The sequence below is a fragment of the Gemmiger sp. An194 genome (genome assembly GCF_002160145.1).
In the GTDB taxonomy this organism is placed as follows: domain Bacteria; phylum Bacillota; class Clostridia; order Oscillospirales; family Ruminococcaceae; genus Allofournierella.
The window spans coordinates 15,905-32,421 of sequence record NZ_NFKA01000012.1 but is presented as its reverse complement, the minus strand read 5'-3'; the positions used below and the strand labels follow the sequence as shown (position 1 = coordinate 32,421).

The following is a 16,517-nucleotide window of genomic DNA, read 5'->3' as shown; positions in this document are numbered from 1 at the left end:
CGGTACTTTACTATCAGGGGCAAAACTTTACAAATTTGTAAGGCAGCGCAAAAAACCCCTGTGCACCCACGGGGCGCACAGGGGCGGGTCAGCTATGAAAAAATCGTCATTCGCCGGGCGCGGAGGCAGGCGGGGTCTTGCCCGCCCAGCACAGGGCCAGCGCCTCCAGCAGCCGGTCCATGTCGATGGGCTTGGACACATGGGCGTTCATGCCCGCGGCGGTGGTGCGGTCCACGTCCTCGGCGAAGGCGTTGGCGGTCACCGCCACGATGGGCACCACGGCAGCATCCGGCCGGTCCAGCCGGCGGATGGCCCGGGCGGCTCCGCAGCCGTCCAGCACCGGCATCTGCATATCCATCAGGATGGCGTCCACCGAATAGGGGGCCGAGCGCTGGAACTTCTCCACCGCCTCGGCGCCGTTGGCCGCACCGATCACCTGGGCGCCGCTCATGGTGAGCAGCTCGGTGACGATCTCCATATTCAGCTCGTTGTCCTCGGCCACCAGAATGGTCTGGCCCGCCAGCGAACCGGCGGCCTCTGCGGCGGCCTCACCGGACGCTTCGCCTGCCGCCGCGCCGATCACCGGGCCGTCGTGCTGCTCCACCACCTCCAGCGGGAGGGTCACGGTGAAGCGGCTGCCCTTGCCCACGGCGCTCTCCACCGTGATCTCACCGCTCATCTGCTGCACCAGGCTCTTCACGATGGGCATACCCAGGCCGGTGCCCTCGGTGGTGCGGGGGGTGAAGTGGGTCTCGCGGGAATAGGGCTCGAAGATGTGATTCAAAAATTCCTCGCTCATGCCGATGCCGGTGTCGGCCACCACGATCTGGAATTTGCTGTACTTCTGGTAGTCGAACTGGCGGGCCTCCACCTTGATCTCGGCCCCCTCGCAGCTGTACTTCAGCGCGTTGGAGAGCAGGTTGTTCATGATCTGGCCGATCTTGAAGGAGTCGCCCTTCACCACCGGGTCCTTGATCTGCACCGACAGCTCAAAATGCTTCTGCTGGCGATCGGCCTGGGCGCGGAACATCTCGCACACCTCGGTCAGGTATTCGTTCAGATTGAACTCCTTCACATCCAGGGTGCTCTTGCCCGCCTCCAGCTTGGCCATTTCCAGAATGTCGTTGATGAGCATGAGCAGCTGCTTGGCCGCGAATTCCACCTTTTTGATGTAGCCGGTGACCTTTTCCGCGTCGCCGGGGGTACGGCGGATCAGCTCGGAATAGCCGATCACCGCGTTCAGCGGGGTGCGCATGTCGTGGGACATGGTGTTGAAGAAGGTGTTGCGGGCCTTGGCGCTGGTCTTGGCGGTGTCCAGCGCCTCCTGCAGAATCATCATGTGCTGCATCTGCTGGCGCTTTTCCACATCCACATCCTTGAAGCAGAGGATCACCTCGCCGGGCAGGATGTGCTTCTGGTAGATGGTGCGCACGTTCACCCAGTGGTAGCTGCCGCCGAACATGCGCTGGTAGTCGCCGCCGTAGTCCAGCACGTTCTCCTTCACCCGCTGGGCAATGCTCTTGAGCGAGAAGTCCTGCTCGAACTCGGCGTAGGTCTCCGGATGCACCCGCTTTTTCACCTGGGCCAGCAGCATCTCGTAATCGCCGCTCTCGTCAAAGGTGCCGCGCAGGTCCGGCGAGGTCTTGATGGCCCGGTAGGTGCCGGCCTCAAAGTCCACCCGGTAGATGGCAAAGAAGGAATCGCTCAGCACCCGGATGGTCTTTTCGGTCTCGGCCAGCCGCCGCAGGTTCAGAATGTCCCGCACCACCATGAACAGAAGGGTCACAAAGGCGATGAGGGCCACGCCGATCAGCGAGTAGATCACCGGGTCCATCTCGCCCATCAGCACCTCCTGGATGGGGATGGTCATCACCACGGTCCAGCCGTTGTCCATCTCGGCATAATACACGCCCCGGGCCACGCCCTTGGGGTCCACGATCTGGGCGTCGTAGGCAAAGAGACTGCCGTCCCGCACGCCGCTGATCAGCTGCTCGGCATACACCGGGTTGGTGGCCTGCCGGTCGATCAGCCGGTAGAGCAGCTCGCCGTCGGTATCGAACAGATAAAAATGATAGGTGGAGGGCAGGCTGATCTCCAGATCCAGCACATCGCCCTGGTTGATGTACACATCCATGGCCAACACATCGCCCTCGGTGTCCATGGCTTTGGAGAGGGTAAAGATCTGGTCGCCGGTGATGGCATCCTCATACACATCGCTGAAGATGATCTCGTCCGGCGAGGCCATCGCCTTCTGGTACCAGTCGGTGCTGGCGTAGTCGTAGGTTCCGTCGCCGGTCCTGGGGTTGTCGGCCACGATCTGCCCCCCGATCACCGCATACAGGTCGGCCACATGACCGCCGAACAGCTCATGTACGTTCTGCTGATACTCGGCCATGCCCTCCTGCATCTGTTCCTCGCTCATGTTGGCATCCACGCCCCGGATGGCATACATCCAGGCCATATCAAACACCCGGGCAAAGCCGTCCAGCCTGCTCTGGGTCTCGCGGGCGTAGCTCTCCGCCAGCGACATGCCCATCTGCTGGGTGTTGCGCATCATCTTGTCCCGTACCAGGCCGATGCCCACCAGCAGAAGGGCGGCCACCACCACCAGCGTGGTGATGCTCAGCACGATGCTGTTCAGCGCCCGGCGCTGCTGCTTTTCCATGCCTTGTCCCCCTCTTTCCCGCCGGGGCGCGCCCGGCCGCTTTATTCCACGTTACAGTGTACCACAGTTCCCGGTTTTTCGCCAGTGAGTGCCTCACACACCCGCCGGGTGAGTGAAATGGGTCTGCCGGTAGGCCCGGGGCGAGATGCCGTACACCGATTTGAAGGCCCGGGAAAAATGCAAGGGGTTTGCGTAGCCCACCATGGTGCTGATGGCGCTCACCGGCTGGGTGGTCTCCTTTAAGAACTGGGCCGCCTGGGCCATGCGGTAGTGCAAAAGAAAGGCCTGGGGGCTCTCGCCCATGGTGTCCCGGAAGAGCTTGCCGAAGTAGCTGCGGTTCAGCCCGCAGAAGGCGGCAATGTCCTCCACCGACACGTCCCGCTGGTAGTTCTGCTCAATGAAGGACAGCGCCTCCTTCATATAAAAGTCCCGCAGGCGGCGCTGGCTCTGGTGCTGGCGCGCCGCCGAGGACTCCGCCAGCTGGTCCAGGAACAGAAAGCCCCTTCCGATCTGCCGGATGGGCTTTGCCTCGCCGTCCTGCACGATCTGCAGCATGCACTCCCGCAGCTTTTCGCCTCCGGCCCGGGTGCCGGGGGTGTAGATGGGCTTTGCCGCGCCCAGGCCCGCCAGGCTCAGGCTCTCGCGCACCCGCAGGCCATCGAACTCGATCCAGGTGTACTCCCAGGGGTCCTTTTCGTCCGAGGCGTAGGTGGTGGTCTGGCCCGGCAGAATCAGAAACCCCTCCCCCGGCCCCACCGGATACACCTTGTCGCCCACATACAGCTTGCCATATCCGGCGATGATGTAATGGAACAGGTAATGGTTGCGCCGGTGCGGCCCGTAGGAGTGCAGCGGCTCGGTGCGCTCCCAGCCGTACTGATACAGATTCAGGTCCACAAAGCGCTCATCCTGAAATACGTGGAAAATCAGCTTGTTGCCGGTGTCCGGCCCGAATGCGGTGGCCATACTGCCCTTCCTCCCTCATTTTCTGTTTTTCTGATTATATACCATAATGCTAGATAACTTCAAGTAAAATGACCTAAATCAGCTAAATTGAGAGATAAAAAACAGCAAAATGATATTTATCTTTGAACCGTCAAATCGTATAATAAACACAGCCAAAAGGGAAACAAATTGTATATAGTGCACATTGTACAAAACTGCTCCCGATTTTTCAGCACAACAGCGAAAACCGCATTCTGCCGCCGCCCGCTCCCGGCCGGGCGGGCAGCGGCAAGGGGCGAATTCGCACAGGAACAGGAGGAAACTAGCAATGAGTTTGATGCGCAGACTGGCATGCGCCGCACTGAGCGTTTGTCTGGCCGCGGGTCTGGCCACCGGGCTGACCGGATGCGGCGAAAGCTCGGACGGCACCGTGAACCTGACCTTCCAGATCTGGGACGTGGCCCAGCGCGACGGCATGCAGGCCATGTGCGACGCTTACACCGCCGAGCACCCCAATGTGAAGATCGAGGTGCAGGTGACCAGCTGGAACGAATACTGGACCAAGCTGGAAGCCGCCGCCATGAGCAACAAGATGCCGGATATCTTCTGGATGCACACCAACGAGATTCTGAAATACGCCGACAACGGCAAGCTGGCAGACTGCTCCGACATCGTGGAGACCGAGCACTTCTCCGACATCTCTCTGGCCAACGCCAGCGGCTCGGACGGCAAGCTCTACGGCGTGCCCAAGGATAAAGACACCGTGGGCCTTGTATATAATAAGGAAATGTTCGATCAGGCAGGCGTGGCCTACCCGGACGAGACCTGGACCTGGGATGACCTGGTCAGCGCCTCTCAGGCCATCTACGACGCCACCGGCAAGTACGGCTACATGGCCTACGGTGACGACCAGCTGGGCTACTGGAACTTCGTGTACCAGGCGGGCGGCAGCATCCTCACCGAGGACAACACCCGCGCCAACTTCACCGACCCCGCCACCCAGAAGGGCATGGAGTTCTACATCGGCCTGCAGAGCCACGACTGGTGCCCCGACCAGAACTACTTCGCCGAGACCGCGCCCGGCGCCGCCTTCTTCTCCGAAAAGGGCGCCATGTTCTTCGAGGGCAACTGGAACATCCTCACCGAGCTGCAGAACTACCCCGACATGGTGGGCAAGTGGGATGTGGCCGTGCTGCCCGCCTGCCCCGACCCGGTGAGCGGTGACGGCCGTGCCACCATCTCCAACGGTCTGAGCTACGCCACCGGCGCAAACAACAAGCACATGGACATCGTCAAGGACGTGCTGAAGTTCTTCGGCAGCGAGGAAGGCCAGCGCATCCAGGGCGAGAGCGGCGCCGCCATCCCCGCCTATGAGGGTCTGGAGGAGACCTGGGTGGGCGTGTTCGACGAATACCCCATCGACGTGCAGTGCTTCATCGACATGTTCGACTACAGCGTGCAGAGCGTAAACAACGCTGCCCGCCCCGAGTGGAAGAGCAAGGTCAGCGACACCCTGCTCAAGATCTATTCCGGCGAGCTGGATCTTTCCACCGGCCTCCAGACGATGCAGGAAATCGTGGATGAGGCCAGCGCCGAGTATTACGAATAAAGGAGGGCATCCCGCGTGAAGAAAACTTCCAAGCTGTCCCGCGACGGCGCTGTCTGGGGTCTGGTGATGGTGGCCCCCACCATCATCGGTCTGCTGGTGCTGAACATCTGGCCGTTCATCGAGACCATCTACATGAGCTTCTCCAAGTCCAAGGCCTTTGGTACCTTCGAGTTCAACGGGCTGGATAACTACATCGAAATGTTCCAGAGCACCGAATTCTGGAAGGCCACCTGGAACTCCATCTACTTCTGCATCCTCACCGTGCCGGTGGGCGTGTTCCTGGCGCTGCTGGTGGCGGTTCTGCTGAACGCCAAGCTCAAGGGCCGCACCGCCTTCCGCGCCATCTTCTTCCTGCCCATGGTGGTGGCTCCCGCCGCCGTGGCCATGGTATGGAAGTGGATCTTCAACACCGAGTACGGCATCATCAACAGCATCCTGGGCCAGAACGTGCGCTGGCTGACCAACCCCACCATCGTGCTGGTCACCTGCGCCATCGTGGCCATCTGGAGCGCCATCGGCTACGACGCCGTACTGCTGCTCTCCGGCATTCAGAACATCTCGGCCAGCCTGTATGAGGCAGCGAGCCTGGACGGCGCCTCCAAGGTGCAGCAGTTCTTCCACATCACCCTGCCCATGGTTTCGCCCACCCTGTTCGTGGTGCTCATCATGCGCCTGATGGCCTCTTTGAAGGTGTACGATCTGATTTACATGATGGTCGACCAGGCAAACCCCGCCCTCACCAGCGCCCAGAGCCTGATGTACCTGTTCTACCGGGAAAGCTTTGTGGCCGGCAACAAGGGCTACGCGTCCGCCATCGTCATCTGGACCGTGCTGCTCATCGGCATCGTGACCCTGCTGCAGTTCGCGGGCCAGAAAAAATGGGTGAATTACGAGGTGTAAATCATGAGCACACAAACAAGCAAGACCCTAAACAAGACCTTCACCTATGCGGCATTGATCCTGGGCAGCGTGGTTATGATCTTCCCCTTCGTGTGGATGCTGCTCACCAGCTTCAAGACCCAGGCCGAGTCCATGGCGGTGCCGCCCCAGCTGCTGCCCAGCCAGTGGAACCTGGACAACTTCATCACCGCGCTGGAAAGCCTGCCTTTTGTGAACCTGTATATGAACACCGCACTGCTCATCGTGTTCCGTGTGCTGTGCGCCGTGGTGTTCAGCTCCATGGCCGGCTACGCCTTCGCCAAGCTGAACTTCCCCTTTAAGAAGCTGCTGTTCACCATCGTTCTGGTGCAGATGATGCTGCCCAGCCAGATCTTCATCATTCCCCAGTACTTAATGCTGGCCCGCATGGGTCTGACCAACACCATCTTCGCGCTGGTGTTCCCGGGTCTCGTCAGCGCCTTCGGCACCTTCTTTCTGCGCCAGACCTATCTGGGCATTCCCAACGAGATCGCCGAGGCCGCCTATCTGGACGGCTGCAACAAGTGGCAGACCTTCACCCGCGTCATGCTGCCCCTCACCGGCTCCAGCATGGCCGCGCTGGCCATCTTCACCGCGGTGTTCGCTTACTCCGACCTGATGTGGCCGCTGATCTGCAACATCGACCTGAACATGATGACCCTGTCTGCCGGCCTGTCCACCCTGAACGGCCAGTACACCACCAACTTCCCGGTGCTGATGGCCGGCAGCCTGCTGGCCATGATCCCCATGGTGATCCTGTACCTGATCTTCCAGAAGCAGTTCATCCAGGGCATCGCCATGACCGGCGGCAAGTAAACCGCAAACTGAATCATTTTTTCGCACGGCAGGCGGCCGGCCGAATCCCGGCCAGCCGCCCGCCTCGTGCTTTTTATCCACCTTTTCCAATTCCAGCACCGGACCCCAAAGGCCCGGTGCGATTCCAAACTTCCAGGAGGACCCTTGTATGGGCATTCAATTTAACGCCTCCGCGCGTACCTTTACCCTTTCCACCCGCAGCACCACCTACCAGATGGGGCTGGACCATCTGGACCGCCTGCTCCATCTCTACTACGGCCCGGCCATCGGCCAGGGCGACCTGGCGGCCATGTATCCCCCGGCGGACCGGGGCTTCTCGCCCAACCACAACGCCGACCGGGCGCGCCGGGGCATCTCTCCGGACACCCTGCCCCAGGAATACACCGGCTGCAACACCGGTGATTTCCGTCTGTCCTGCCTGGTGGTGCGGGATGAGGCCGGCGCTGCCGGCGCCGAGTGGCGCTACGCGGGCCACAGCATCCAGAAGGGCAAATACGCCCTGACCGGCCTGCCCAGCGCCCACGACGAAGAAAACGAGGCCGAGACCCTGTGCATCCGCATGGAGGACGGCGTGACCGGCCTTGCGCTGGAGCTGCTGTACGGCGTGTTCGCAAAGCAGGACATCATCACCCGGGCCGTCCGGCTGGTGAACGGCGGCAGTCAGACCCTGCGGCTGGAAAAGGCCGCGTCCATGTGCCTGGACCTGCCCTTCGGCCGGTGGGATATGATTCACTTCCACGGCCGCCACACCATGGAGCGGCAGGCCGAGCGTGTGCCCCTGCTGAACGCCATCCAGACCGTGTCCTCCACCCGCGGCGCCTCCAGCCACCACCACAACCCCTTCGTGATCCTGTGCGACCGCAAGGCAGACGAGGAGCACGGCCTGTGCTACGGCGTGATGCCGGTGTACTCCGGCAGTCACCGCACCGATGTGGAGGTGGACCAGAACGGCCTGACCCGCATCGTGAGCGGCATCCACGACGAGCGCTTTAGCTGGCAGCTGGCCCCCGGCGAGGCCTTCACCGCTCCCGAGGTCATTCTGGCCTGCACCGAAAACGGCCTGACCGCCCTGTCCCAGCAGTATCACCGGTTCATCCGGCACAACGTGAGCCGGGGCGAGCACCGCTTCGCCCGCCGCCCGGTGCTGATCAACAACTGGGAGGCCACCTACTTCGACTTTGATTCCGACGCCATCGTGCGCATCGCGGAAAAGGCGGCGGCGCTGGGCGTGGAGATGCTGGTGCTGGACGACGGCTGGTTCGGCAAGCGCAACGACGACAACAGCGGCCTGGGCGACTGGTTCGTGAACGAGAAGAAGCTGCCCGGCGGCCTGACTCCCCTGATTCAGCGGGTGAACGCGCTGGGCATGAAGTTCGGCATCTGGGTGGAGCCGGAGATGGTGAGCGAGGATTCCGACCTGTACCGGGCGCATCCGGACTGGGCCCTCACCCTGCCGGGCCGGGCCCCGGTGATGAGCCGCAACCAGATGGTGCTGGACATGGGCCGCCCCGAGGTGGTGGACTACCTGACCGAGCGGCTGACCGACCTGCTGGCCAACAATCCCATCGCGTACGTGAAGTGGGATATGAACCGGAACATGACCGACGTGTACAGCCGGGTGCTGCCCGCCGAGCGGCAGGGCGAAGCGGCCCACCGGTACATGCTGGGCGTTTACCGGCTGCTGGAGACCCTGACCACCCGCTTCCCCCATGTGCTGTTTGAGGGCTGCGCGGGCGGCGGCGGACGCTTCGACGCGGGCATGCTGGCCTACTTCCCCCAGATCTGGTGCAGTGACGACACCGACGCCATCGAGCGGCTGGTGATCCAGCACGGCACCTCCTTTGGCTACCCGGTGAGCAGCATGGGCGCGCATGTGTCCGCCTGCCCCAACCACCAGACCGGCCGCACCACTCCCCTGTGGACCCGGGCGGTGGCCGCCATGGCAGGCACCTTCGGCTACGAGCTGGACCTGAACAAGCTGAGCGACGAGGAAGCCGCCCAGGTGAAGGAGCAGATCGCCTTCTTCGACAAGCACTACCAGCTCATTCAGAACGGGCTGTATTACCGGCTCACCGACCCCACCGAGGAAAGCCGCTACGCGGCCTGGCAGTTTGTGGACGAGGAGCAGAGCGAGGCGCTGTTCAACCTGATCCTCACCCATCCGGAGGCCAACGCCCGCCCGCTGCACGTGTGGCTGCGGGGCCTTGACCCGGATGCCCTCTACCGTGTGGAGAGCCTGGACATCCACGGCTGCCACTGCGCACCCCAGGCAGGCCTGGACCTGGCCATGGAGGGCGTGGGCAAAACCTACAGCGGCAGCACCCTGATGCGCGCAGGCTACACCCTGCCCCAGCTGGCCGGCGACTACCCCAGCGTGCAGATGTATGTAAAGCGCGTATAAGCGAAACGAGAAGAGAGAAGAGAGAGAAAAAGGGAAACGAAAAAAGCCCGGGAAAGGGAAAGCCCGGGCCATATAGAGGGATGGATAACCCCCGGCGGCAGCTTGCCGCCGGGGGTTTGTGATGTTATAAAAACGAAAAGTTCATCAGAGCCATTCCAAATTTTTTATCATTAGTCCTCTCCACATAATTGTTTCAATCGTTCCTGAATTTTTGTTTCTGCGGAAGCAATACTATTTAAAACTGCCTCACTTTTTTCTTTTCCCATAGAGTAGTCAATCGCATCATTTTCCTCTGAATACAAAAGTTTTTCTGTCTCAACCCAATAACACATACCCTCTTTTACTTGCTTAATGACCTCCTCAAAAACCCCAAAAATCTCCGTTGGAATATAACTTTGGTGAATTAGACATTGATTTTGTAGAGCGCTAATTTGCTCAATATATGATTTAAAACATTTACAAAAGTCTTGATGCCTATGCTCTCTTCCTATTTTTTCGCTTTCTTCCAAACAGAAAAGCATGCTTTCCTGAAGAAGTATCAATTCTGCTACAATCTGTTCTATTCGTTCATAAAATCTCATTTCTCGATCCAACAAAATTTCATATGCTCTTGTAGAGCGTTCCATCTTATTTTTAAATCGTTCAAGACTTTTTTCAAAAGAAGACTCAATCCCAGATTCAAAAAACTTTATAAAGAGTCCTTTACATATTGTAAGCATACCAATCAAAACAACTGTACCGCCGCCTAAAGCAATTACAAACCCTCTCACCCATTCAAGCACCTTTTTCACCTCATTTTAGCTATTTATATAATAATATTTATTATACCATCCCCCACTCCTCACTCAATTTCCAATTCAGTCCTTCCCAGTTTATGTCCCGTTTTCGGTACACAAAAACGCGCCGCCTCCCAAACGGGAAGCGGCGCGTTTGCCGTTATTCAGTTGGCAGATTAGCCTTCGGCGCTCACGGTGGCGATGCTCAGCTCACGCAGCTGCTTTTCGTCCACGGTCTCGGGCGCGCCGCTCATCAGCTCGCTGGCGTTCTGCACCTTCGGGAAGGCGATCACGTCGCGGATGGAATCCCGCTTCAGCATCAGCATCACCATGCGGTCCAGGCCGTAGGCCATGCCGCCGTGCGGGGGTGCGCCGTACTTGTAGGCGTCCATCAGGAAGCCGAAGCTCTCGCGGGCCTTCTCCTCGGTGAAGCCCAGGGCCTTGAACATCCGGTCCTGCAGGGCAGGGTCGTTGATGCGGATGGAACCGCCGCCCAGCTCGCAGCCGTTCAGCACGATGTCGTAGGCGTTGGCGTAGCACTTGCCCGGCTCCGATTCCAGCTTGTCCATGCTGTCCTCGGTGGGCATGGTGAAGGGATGGTGCATGGCCATGTAGCGGCCCTCTTCCTCGCTGTACTCGAACAGGGGGAACTTCACCACCCACAGGAAGTTGAACTTGTCCGGGTCGATCAGCTCGCAGCGGCGGCCAACCTCCAGACGAACCTGGCCCAGAGCGGTGCAGGCGCGCACGTTGTCCGCGTCGCTCACCACCAGCAGCACGTCGCCGGTCTCGGCGCCGGCGGCGGTGCGCAGGGCAGTCTTCTCCTCCTCGGTGAGGAACTTCTCAAAGCTGGAGGTCTCGCCCTCGGCGGTCAGGCGGGTGTAGGCCAGACCCTTGGCGCCGTAGGTCTTGGCCACGTCGCCCAGCTTGTCGATGGTCTTGCGGGTCAGCTTGTCGGCCAGGCCCTTGCAGTTGATCAGGCGCACGCTGCCGCCGGCCTCAATGGCGTCCTTGAAGGGGGCGAACTCGCTGGAGCGCACCGCATCGGTCACGTCGATGATCTCCAGGCCGAAGCGGGTATCGGGCTTATCGGAGCCATAGCGGGCCATGGCCTCGTCCCAGGGCATGCGCTGGAAGGGGGTGGCCACGTCGATGTTCAGAATTTCCTTCCACAGCTTCTTGATCAGGCCCTCGTTCAGGGTGATGATGTCGTCCTCGGTGACGAAGCTCATCTCCAGGTCCACCTGGGTGAACTCGGGCTGACGGTCGGCGCGCAGGTCCTCGTCGCGGAAGCAGCGGGCGATCTGGAAGTAGCGGTCAAAGCCGGACAGCATCAGGATCTGCTTGTACAGCTGGGGAGACTGGGGCAGGGCGTAGAAGTGGCCCGGCTGCACCCGGCTGGGCACCAGATAGTCGCGGGCGCCTTCCGGGGTGCTCTTGATGAGCATGGGGGTCTCGATCTCGCAGAAGTGGTTGTCGCAGTAGTAGTTGCGGATGATCTGGCAGATCTTGCTGCGCAGCACGATGGGGTCGTGCATGCTGGGGCGGCGCAGGTCCAGATAGCGGTACTTCAGGCGCAGCTCGTCCTTCACCTTCACCTCGTCGCGGATCTCGAAGGGGGTGGTCTCGGCGGCGCTCAGAACGCGCAGCTCGGTCACATACAGCTCCACGTCGCCGGTGGCGATCTTGTCGGTCTTGGCGTCGCGCTCGCGCAGAACGCCCTTGGCAATGACCACATACTCGCTCTTCAGGCTGCTGGCCTTCTCGAACACGGCGGGGTCGGTGGAGTCGTCGAACACCATCTGCAGAATGCCGGTGGTGTCGCGCAGGTCGGCAAAGATGATGCCGCCCTTATCCCGGCATTTGGCGATGGAACCGGCCACCACCATCTCCTGACCGGCATCGGCCAGACGCACTTCGCCGCAATAGTGGGTGCGGCGCAGATTTCCCATGGTTTCCATAATTTGATTTACCCCTTTTATTAAAAGCGCTGGAGCCCGGGAAACTCCCGGCCTCCGCAAATTCTTAGACCGTTTTATTATACCGCTTTCCACAAGATATTACAAGGCAAAGCGGCTTTTGCGGCTTGTTTTTTGCCCGCCGGGCGCTTACAATGAGGGCAGAAGAGCTGTTTTTGTCATTTTGGCCCGGGCTGCGCATCGGCCGCACCGGGACCGCTCCAAAGGAGGGATTTCCCCATGAAGATACTTCTTTCTCTTGCCTGCTGCCTTTTGGCGGCGCTGCTGGCCGGTTGCGCGCCCGCTTCCAGTGCATCGGCCTCCACCTCCCTGCCCGATTCCGGCAGTCCGGCGTCCGTTTCGCAGCCTGCCGGCGAAGCCGCAAGCGCCAGTGAATCCACAGAGTGGACCGACGAAGCGGTGGCGGAGCTGTTCCTCGCCCAGGAGCAGAACGAGCGGCGCACGGTGCTTGACTGCGTGTCGGTGCCGGACGGCGGCGAGGAGCTGGTGGGCGTGGTGCTGTACGCCGAGCCGGAGCACACCGATGTGCGGCTGGCGTTTCTTTCCGCGGACGGCACCTTCCAGCCGCTGGGCATCGAGGCCACCCCTGCAAACCCCAGCGGCCTGACCTATCTGGGCAATGGCGAGGGCAGATTCCGGCTGGACATTCTGGACGAAAACGGCCAGCCCTCGGGGCAGGTCATCACCTTCCGCCGGGATGGCGTAGAGACCTACTTCGCGGTGGAGCCGGAGGAGTGAAGCCAAAACCCACCCCGGTTTCACATTTTATCAAAGATACAAAGCAACCCCGCGCGTTCTCGACAAAACGCGCGGGGTTTGTTACAATGGTGGCGGTGGTGCTGCCGGACACGGCAGGCGGTCCAGTCCCCATTGCACGCTGCGCAAAGGCAGCGGCAGCGGGGCGAAGCTTCTGTTTTTCCCCGCTGCTTTTTCGCAGAGGGGGTGATTCCTTCCATGACGTTACAGGAAGTCCTTTCGCTTCTGACCTTAATCGGCGGAGCAGTCTACGGGACGTTTCAAATCGTTTGGACGATCACACACGATAACAAAAAACGGAAGTAAGCCGCCGCACCTCCCCAGGAACGCGGTTTACTTCCGTAAATCTCCAAGGGACTGACCCGTCTCCGGGCAGTACCACCTTCTGTTAGTATTATACCCCAGATGGGTGCAAAACGCAAGCAGCCCGCCCAAAGGAGGCTTTCCCATGCTGTACACCACCACCCTGACCGGCCCGCTGGGGCCGGTGATGATGGCGGGCACCGAGACCCACCTGACCGGCCTGTGGCTGGAGGGGCAGATGCACTTCGCCGCCCATCTGCCGCCGGATGTGCCCCGGCGGGCGGACCTGCCCCTGTTCGGCCAGGCGGCCCGCTGGCTGGAGGACTACTTCGCGGGACATGCTCCCGACCCGGCGGCACTGCCGCTGGCCCCGCAGGGCAGCGCCTTTCAAAAGCAGGTGTGGGCGCTGCTGCTGACCATCCCCTACGGGCAGACCATCACCTATGGCGCACTGGCCCGGGCGATTTCGGTCGAAACCGGCCGCCCCATGGCCAGCCAGGCGGTGGGGGGCGCGGTGGGCCGCAACCCCATTTCCATCATCATCCCCTGCCACCGGGTGGTGGGCACAAACGGCAGCCTGACCGGCTACGCGGGCGGGCTGGACAAAAAACGCTGGCTGCTGGCCCACGAGGGCGTACAGCTGGCCAACTTTTCCACATCCGGCCCCGCCCGCCGTTGAAAACCTTTTCTCAAAAACGCACAAGACCCCCGATGCCGGAAGCCGCTCCCGGCATTGGGGGTCTTTTTGCTTATAACACAGATATGCTCCGGGGCATGCTCCCGCCGCGGCAAGGCTCACCGCCGCAGGAAAAAATCGGAAAGGCACACGATGGCCGCCAGCACCAGCGCGGCCACCTGGGCCAAACGCCGGGCTCGCACCGCATCGAACAGGCGCACCGCCCACCGCGCGGCCAGAAAGACCAGGCACAGGGCGATAAGGCCCATGCCCAACGGTGCGCCGATGGCGTAGATGGGGTCCGGCCAGGCCCTTCCGCTGGCCATTACCAGCAGCAGAATGCCCAGCCCTGCCACCGCGCTGCCAACGGCCAGCCGGTAAAGCAGCCGCTCCATGGCTTAGTACCGGAAGCGGGCAGCGTTGTTGATGTCGTTCTGCATGATGGCCCAGTTCACAACCGCAAAGCCGAACACACCCAGCAGCACATACAGCAGGCTGTTGTCGTTGCCGCCGTTCACGGTCATGTAGGCCTTGCCCATCTTGTAGTTCCAGTACAGGCCGTAGATGCCGCAGGTGACGATGTTCAGCAGGATCACGGTGAGGCCGCTGGTCTGCCATTCCTGAGGGGCCACCGACCGGGCGTATTCGTTCAGAGTGTACATCCAATAGATGCCGTACAGCCCGCAGGTGATGAAGTAAAGCAGGATGCACACCACAATGTTTCTTGTCATGGAAATTTCTCCTTTTTTGGTCGCTGTTTGCGAAAAATACGGCCTTACACAAGGCCCATCAGGGGCGCAAGATTGCGCAAGACGCCCCAGACTGCAAAATAAACGATCAGCCCCGCGCCCACCAGATTCACCGCGCGGCCCTCGGCGGGGTGCTGCCGCAGCCAGCCCCAGAACAGCCAGCAGAGATACGGCCCCAGCACCGGCAGGCTGAAGGCAAGGCCGGGGTTCGCGGCAAAGGCCGCGCTCACATCCCCGTGCAGCAGGGCCAGAATGGCGGTGGTGATGCCGCAGGCCGGGCACTTGAGCCCGGTGAGCAGGTGCAGCGGGCAGGGCACAAAGAGGCCCAAAGTCTGGGTCTCCAGAGCATACAGCGCCCCCACACCTACTAAGATCAGGGCGCTCTGCACCCGGCGGGGGCAAAGCCCCAGGCGGGAAAAAACCCCGAAAAAACGCAAAGGGGCCTTTCGGTAAATACCGAAAAGCCCCGCTTTTACTCGGTCACGGCGCTCCGGCATATTAGTGCTGGGGCGGATTGACGATGTTGCGCCACTCCAGATCGCCCCGCTCCAGGCCATGGATGAGCACTTCGGCGGTGGCGATGTTGGTGGCGATGGGAATGTTGCGCACGTCGCAAAGACGCAGCAGATTCATCTCGTTGGGTTCGTGAGGTTTCGCACTGATGGGATCGCGGAAGAACAGAAGCAGGTCGATCTCGTTGCAGGCGATGCGGGCCGCGATCTGCTGGTCGCCCCCGTGTACGCCGGACAAAAAGCACTGGATGGGCAGGCCGGTGGCCTCGCTCACCAGCTTGCCGGTGGTGCCGGTGGCCAGCAGGTTGTGCTGACTGAGCACCCGGCAGTAAGCGATGCAGAACTGCACCATCAATTCCTTCTTCGCGTCATGCGCGATCAATGCGATGTTCATGGACGGAACACCCTCCTTTTTCTCAAGACAAACTAACGTATTTGCGCGCCCGGCGGGCACGCACCTTCTCCAAACCTCTATGGGATATGCCTCTATGGGGGCAGCGCCGCTGCGGCCCGCCTGCTGTGTATAAAAATGGGAAACCATGCCCCGAAGGGCATGGGGAACGCAAAATTTTCATCCCTCAGCGCACGGCCAGAGGAACCTGCTGGCCCAGGATGCGGCGGGCCAGATTGTCAAACGCCCGCCATGCCAGCGTATTTTCCGGCAAGGCCTCGCCCGCGGCGGTGCTTTTCAGCAGAGCCGCGCTCTCGGGGATGACGGCGATCAGCTGCACGGCCACCGTGTCGATGCACTCGTCCAGATCGGCCACCGCGCCCTTGTCGAAGGTGGAGGGACCCACCCGGTTCATCACCAGACGCACGTTGGTAAAGCCGCCCTCAAACAGCACATCGGCGGCGATGTGGCCGTCCCGCAAAGCAACCGGGTCCGGCGTGAGCACCAGAAGGGCCATCTGGCTCACCACCATGGCGGCGGCGAAGGGCGCGCCCAGACCGGCGGCGGTGTCCACCAGAATAAAGTCGTAGTGCTTGGCCATCTTCCGGGTGAGCTTGGCCAGCTGCTGGGGCTGCACGTTGCCCCGCTCGTAGGGGGCGCTGATCAGCGAAAGCCCTTTGTAGACCGGGCTTTCCACAATGGCCTTGCGCCAGTCGCACCGGCCGCAGAGCACGTCCGAGATATCGTACACGGTGCGGCCCGCGGCCCCGGCGATGATGTCCACACTGCGCAGGCCGCTGTCCAGCTCGATGAGCAGAACCTTTTTGCCCGCGGCAGCCAGGCGGCTGCCCAGCAGCACCGACACGGTGCTTTTTCCGGTGCCGCCCTTGCCGGAGGCCACCATAATGATCTGTGCGGCCACGGACCGGACCTCCTTTTTTTCGGCCGGGATGGGGCCGGGATCAACGAAAAATGGAATATAGGCACCCATGATGCGCCTATATTAACATGATAGCACAAA

The 16,517-nt window shown here is 61.1% G+C and carries 15 protein-coding genes; 6 read left to right on the top strand and 9 right to left on the bottom strand.

All coding sequences use genetic code 11. From position 1 onward, the window contains the following. Positions 1–106 precede the first annotated feature (106 nt). Positions 107–2,665: a hybrid sensor histidine kinase/response regulator gene (locus tag B5F28_RS08760; RefSeq protein ID WP_087295313.1), complete on the bottom strand. Its 2,559-nt coding sequence runs from the start codon at positions 2,663–2,665 to the stop codon at positions 107–109. A 93-nt stretch (positions 2,666–2,758) separates the two neighbouring features. Further along, a complete protein-coding gene (locus B5F28_RS08755; protein ID WP_087295311.1) occupies positions 2,759–3,631 on the bottom strand; it encodes an AraC family transcriptional regulator in 873 nt (290 codons plus the stop codon). Positions 3,632–3,938: 307 nt separating this feature from the next. On the opposite strand from B5F28_RS08755, the gene B5F28_RS08750 reads away from it, so the two are divergent. The 4 genes from B5F28_RS08750 to B5F28_RS08735 all read left to right on the top strand — a co-directional run bounded on the left by B5F28_RS08750 (position 3,939) and on the right by B5F28_RS08735 (position 9,354). Beyond that, positions 3,939–5,219 carry an ABC transporter substrate-binding protein gene (locus B5F28_RS08750; protein WP_087295309.1) on the top strand — a complete coding sequence of 427 codons (1,281 nt, stop codon included), beginning with the start codon at positions 3,939–3,941 and terminating at the stop codon, positions 5,217–5,219. Between the two features lie 15 nt (positions 5,220–5,234). Next, positions 5,235–6,119 carry a carbohydrate ABC transporter permease gene (locus B5F28_RS08745; protein WP_343212753.1) on the top strand — a complete coding sequence of 295 codons (885 nt, stop codon included), beginning with the start codon at positions 5,235–5,237 and terminating at the stop codon, positions 6,117–6,119. Positions 6,120–6,122: 3 nt separating this feature from the next. Next, positions 6,123–6,953, top strand: coding sequence for a carbohydrate ABC transporter permease (locus B5F28_RS08740; protein WP_087295307.1), 831 nt, complete (start codon positions 6,123–6,125; stop codon positions 6,951–6,953). A 148-nt stretch (positions 6,954–7,101) separates the two neighbouring features. Next, on the top strand, positions 7,102–9,354 hold the full coding sequence (locus B5F28_RS08735) for an alpha-galactosidase (protein WP_087295305.1): 2,253 nt from the start codon (positions 7,102–7,104) through the stop codon (positions 9,352–9,354). Positions 9,355–9,524: 170 nt separating this feature from the next. Here B5F28_RS08735 and B5F28_RS08730 read toward each other — a convergent pair whose 3' ends face one another. Then, positions 9,525–10,136 (bottom strand): hypothetical protein, encoded by a 612-nt coding sequence (locus B5F28_RS08730; RefSeq protein ID WP_087295303.1) that lies wholly within the window; start codon positions 10,134–10,136, stop codon positions 9,525–9,527. Positions 10,137–10,306: 170 nt separating this feature from the next. Continuing rightward, the gene (gene aspS / locus B5F28_RS08725; RefSeq protein WP_206423065.1) at positions 10,307–12,091 is read right to left on the bottom strand and encodes an aspartate--tRNA ligase; all 1,785 of its coding nucleotides are present in this window, start codon (positions 12,089–12,091) and stop codon (positions 10,307–10,309) included. 237 nt (positions 12,092–12,328) lie between these two features. Between aspS and B5F28_RS08720 the strand changes: the two genes are divergently transcribed. Further along, positions 12,329–12,847: a hypothetical protein gene (locus B5F28_RS08720; protein WP_087295301.1), complete on the top strand. Its 519-nt coding sequence runs from the start codon at positions 12,329–12,331 to the stop codon at positions 12,845–12,847. A 466-nt stretch (positions 12,848–13,313) separates the two neighbouring features. After that, entirely contained in the window at positions 13,314–13,847 is a 534-nt protein-coding gene (locus B5F28_RS08715; RefSeq protein WP_087295299.1) for a methylated-DNA--[protein]-cysteine S-methyltransferase, read from the top strand. Positions 13,848–13,963: 116 nt separating this feature from the next. Here the strand turns inward: B5F28_RS08715 and B5F28_RS08710 are convergent, their stop codons facing one another. The 5 genes from B5F28_RS08710 to B5F28_RS08690 form a co-directional block, all read right to left on the bottom strand. Continuing rightward, the gene (locus B5F28_RS08710; protein WP_087295297.1) at positions 13,964–14,239 is read right to left on the bottom strand and encodes a hypothetical protein; all 276 of its coding nucleotides are present in this window, start codon (positions 14,237–14,239) and stop codon (positions 13,964–13,966) included. A gap of 3 nt (positions 14,240–14,242) precedes the next feature. After that, positions 14,243–14,575, bottom strand: a complete 333-nt coding sequence (locus tag B5F28_RS08705) for a DUF4234 domain-containing protein (RefSeq protein ID WP_087295295.1) — start codon at positions 14,573–14,575, stop codon at positions 14,243–14,245. A 44-nt stretch (positions 14,576–14,619) separates the two neighbouring features. Further along, positions 14,620–15,030 carry a DUF2752 domain-containing protein gene (locus B5F28_RS08700; RefSeq protein WP_206423064.1) on the bottom strand — a complete coding sequence of 137 codons (411 nt, stop codon included), beginning with the start codon at positions 15,028–15,030 and terminating at the stop codon, positions 14,620–14,622. 61 nt (positions 15,031–15,091) lie between these two features. Next, the gene (locus B5F28_RS08695; protein ID WP_058964155.1) at positions 15,092–15,499 is read right to left on the bottom strand and encodes a methylglyoxal synthase; all 408 of its coding nucleotides are present in this window, start codon (positions 15,497–15,499) and stop codon (positions 15,092–15,094) included. Between the two features lie 184 nt (positions 15,500–15,683). Next, positions 15,684–16,418, bottom strand: coding sequence for an AAA family ATPase (locus B5F28_RS08690; protein ID WP_275532616.1), 735 nt, complete (start codon positions 16,416–16,418; stop codon positions 15,684–15,686). Positions 16,419–16,517: the final 99 nt, after the last annotated feature.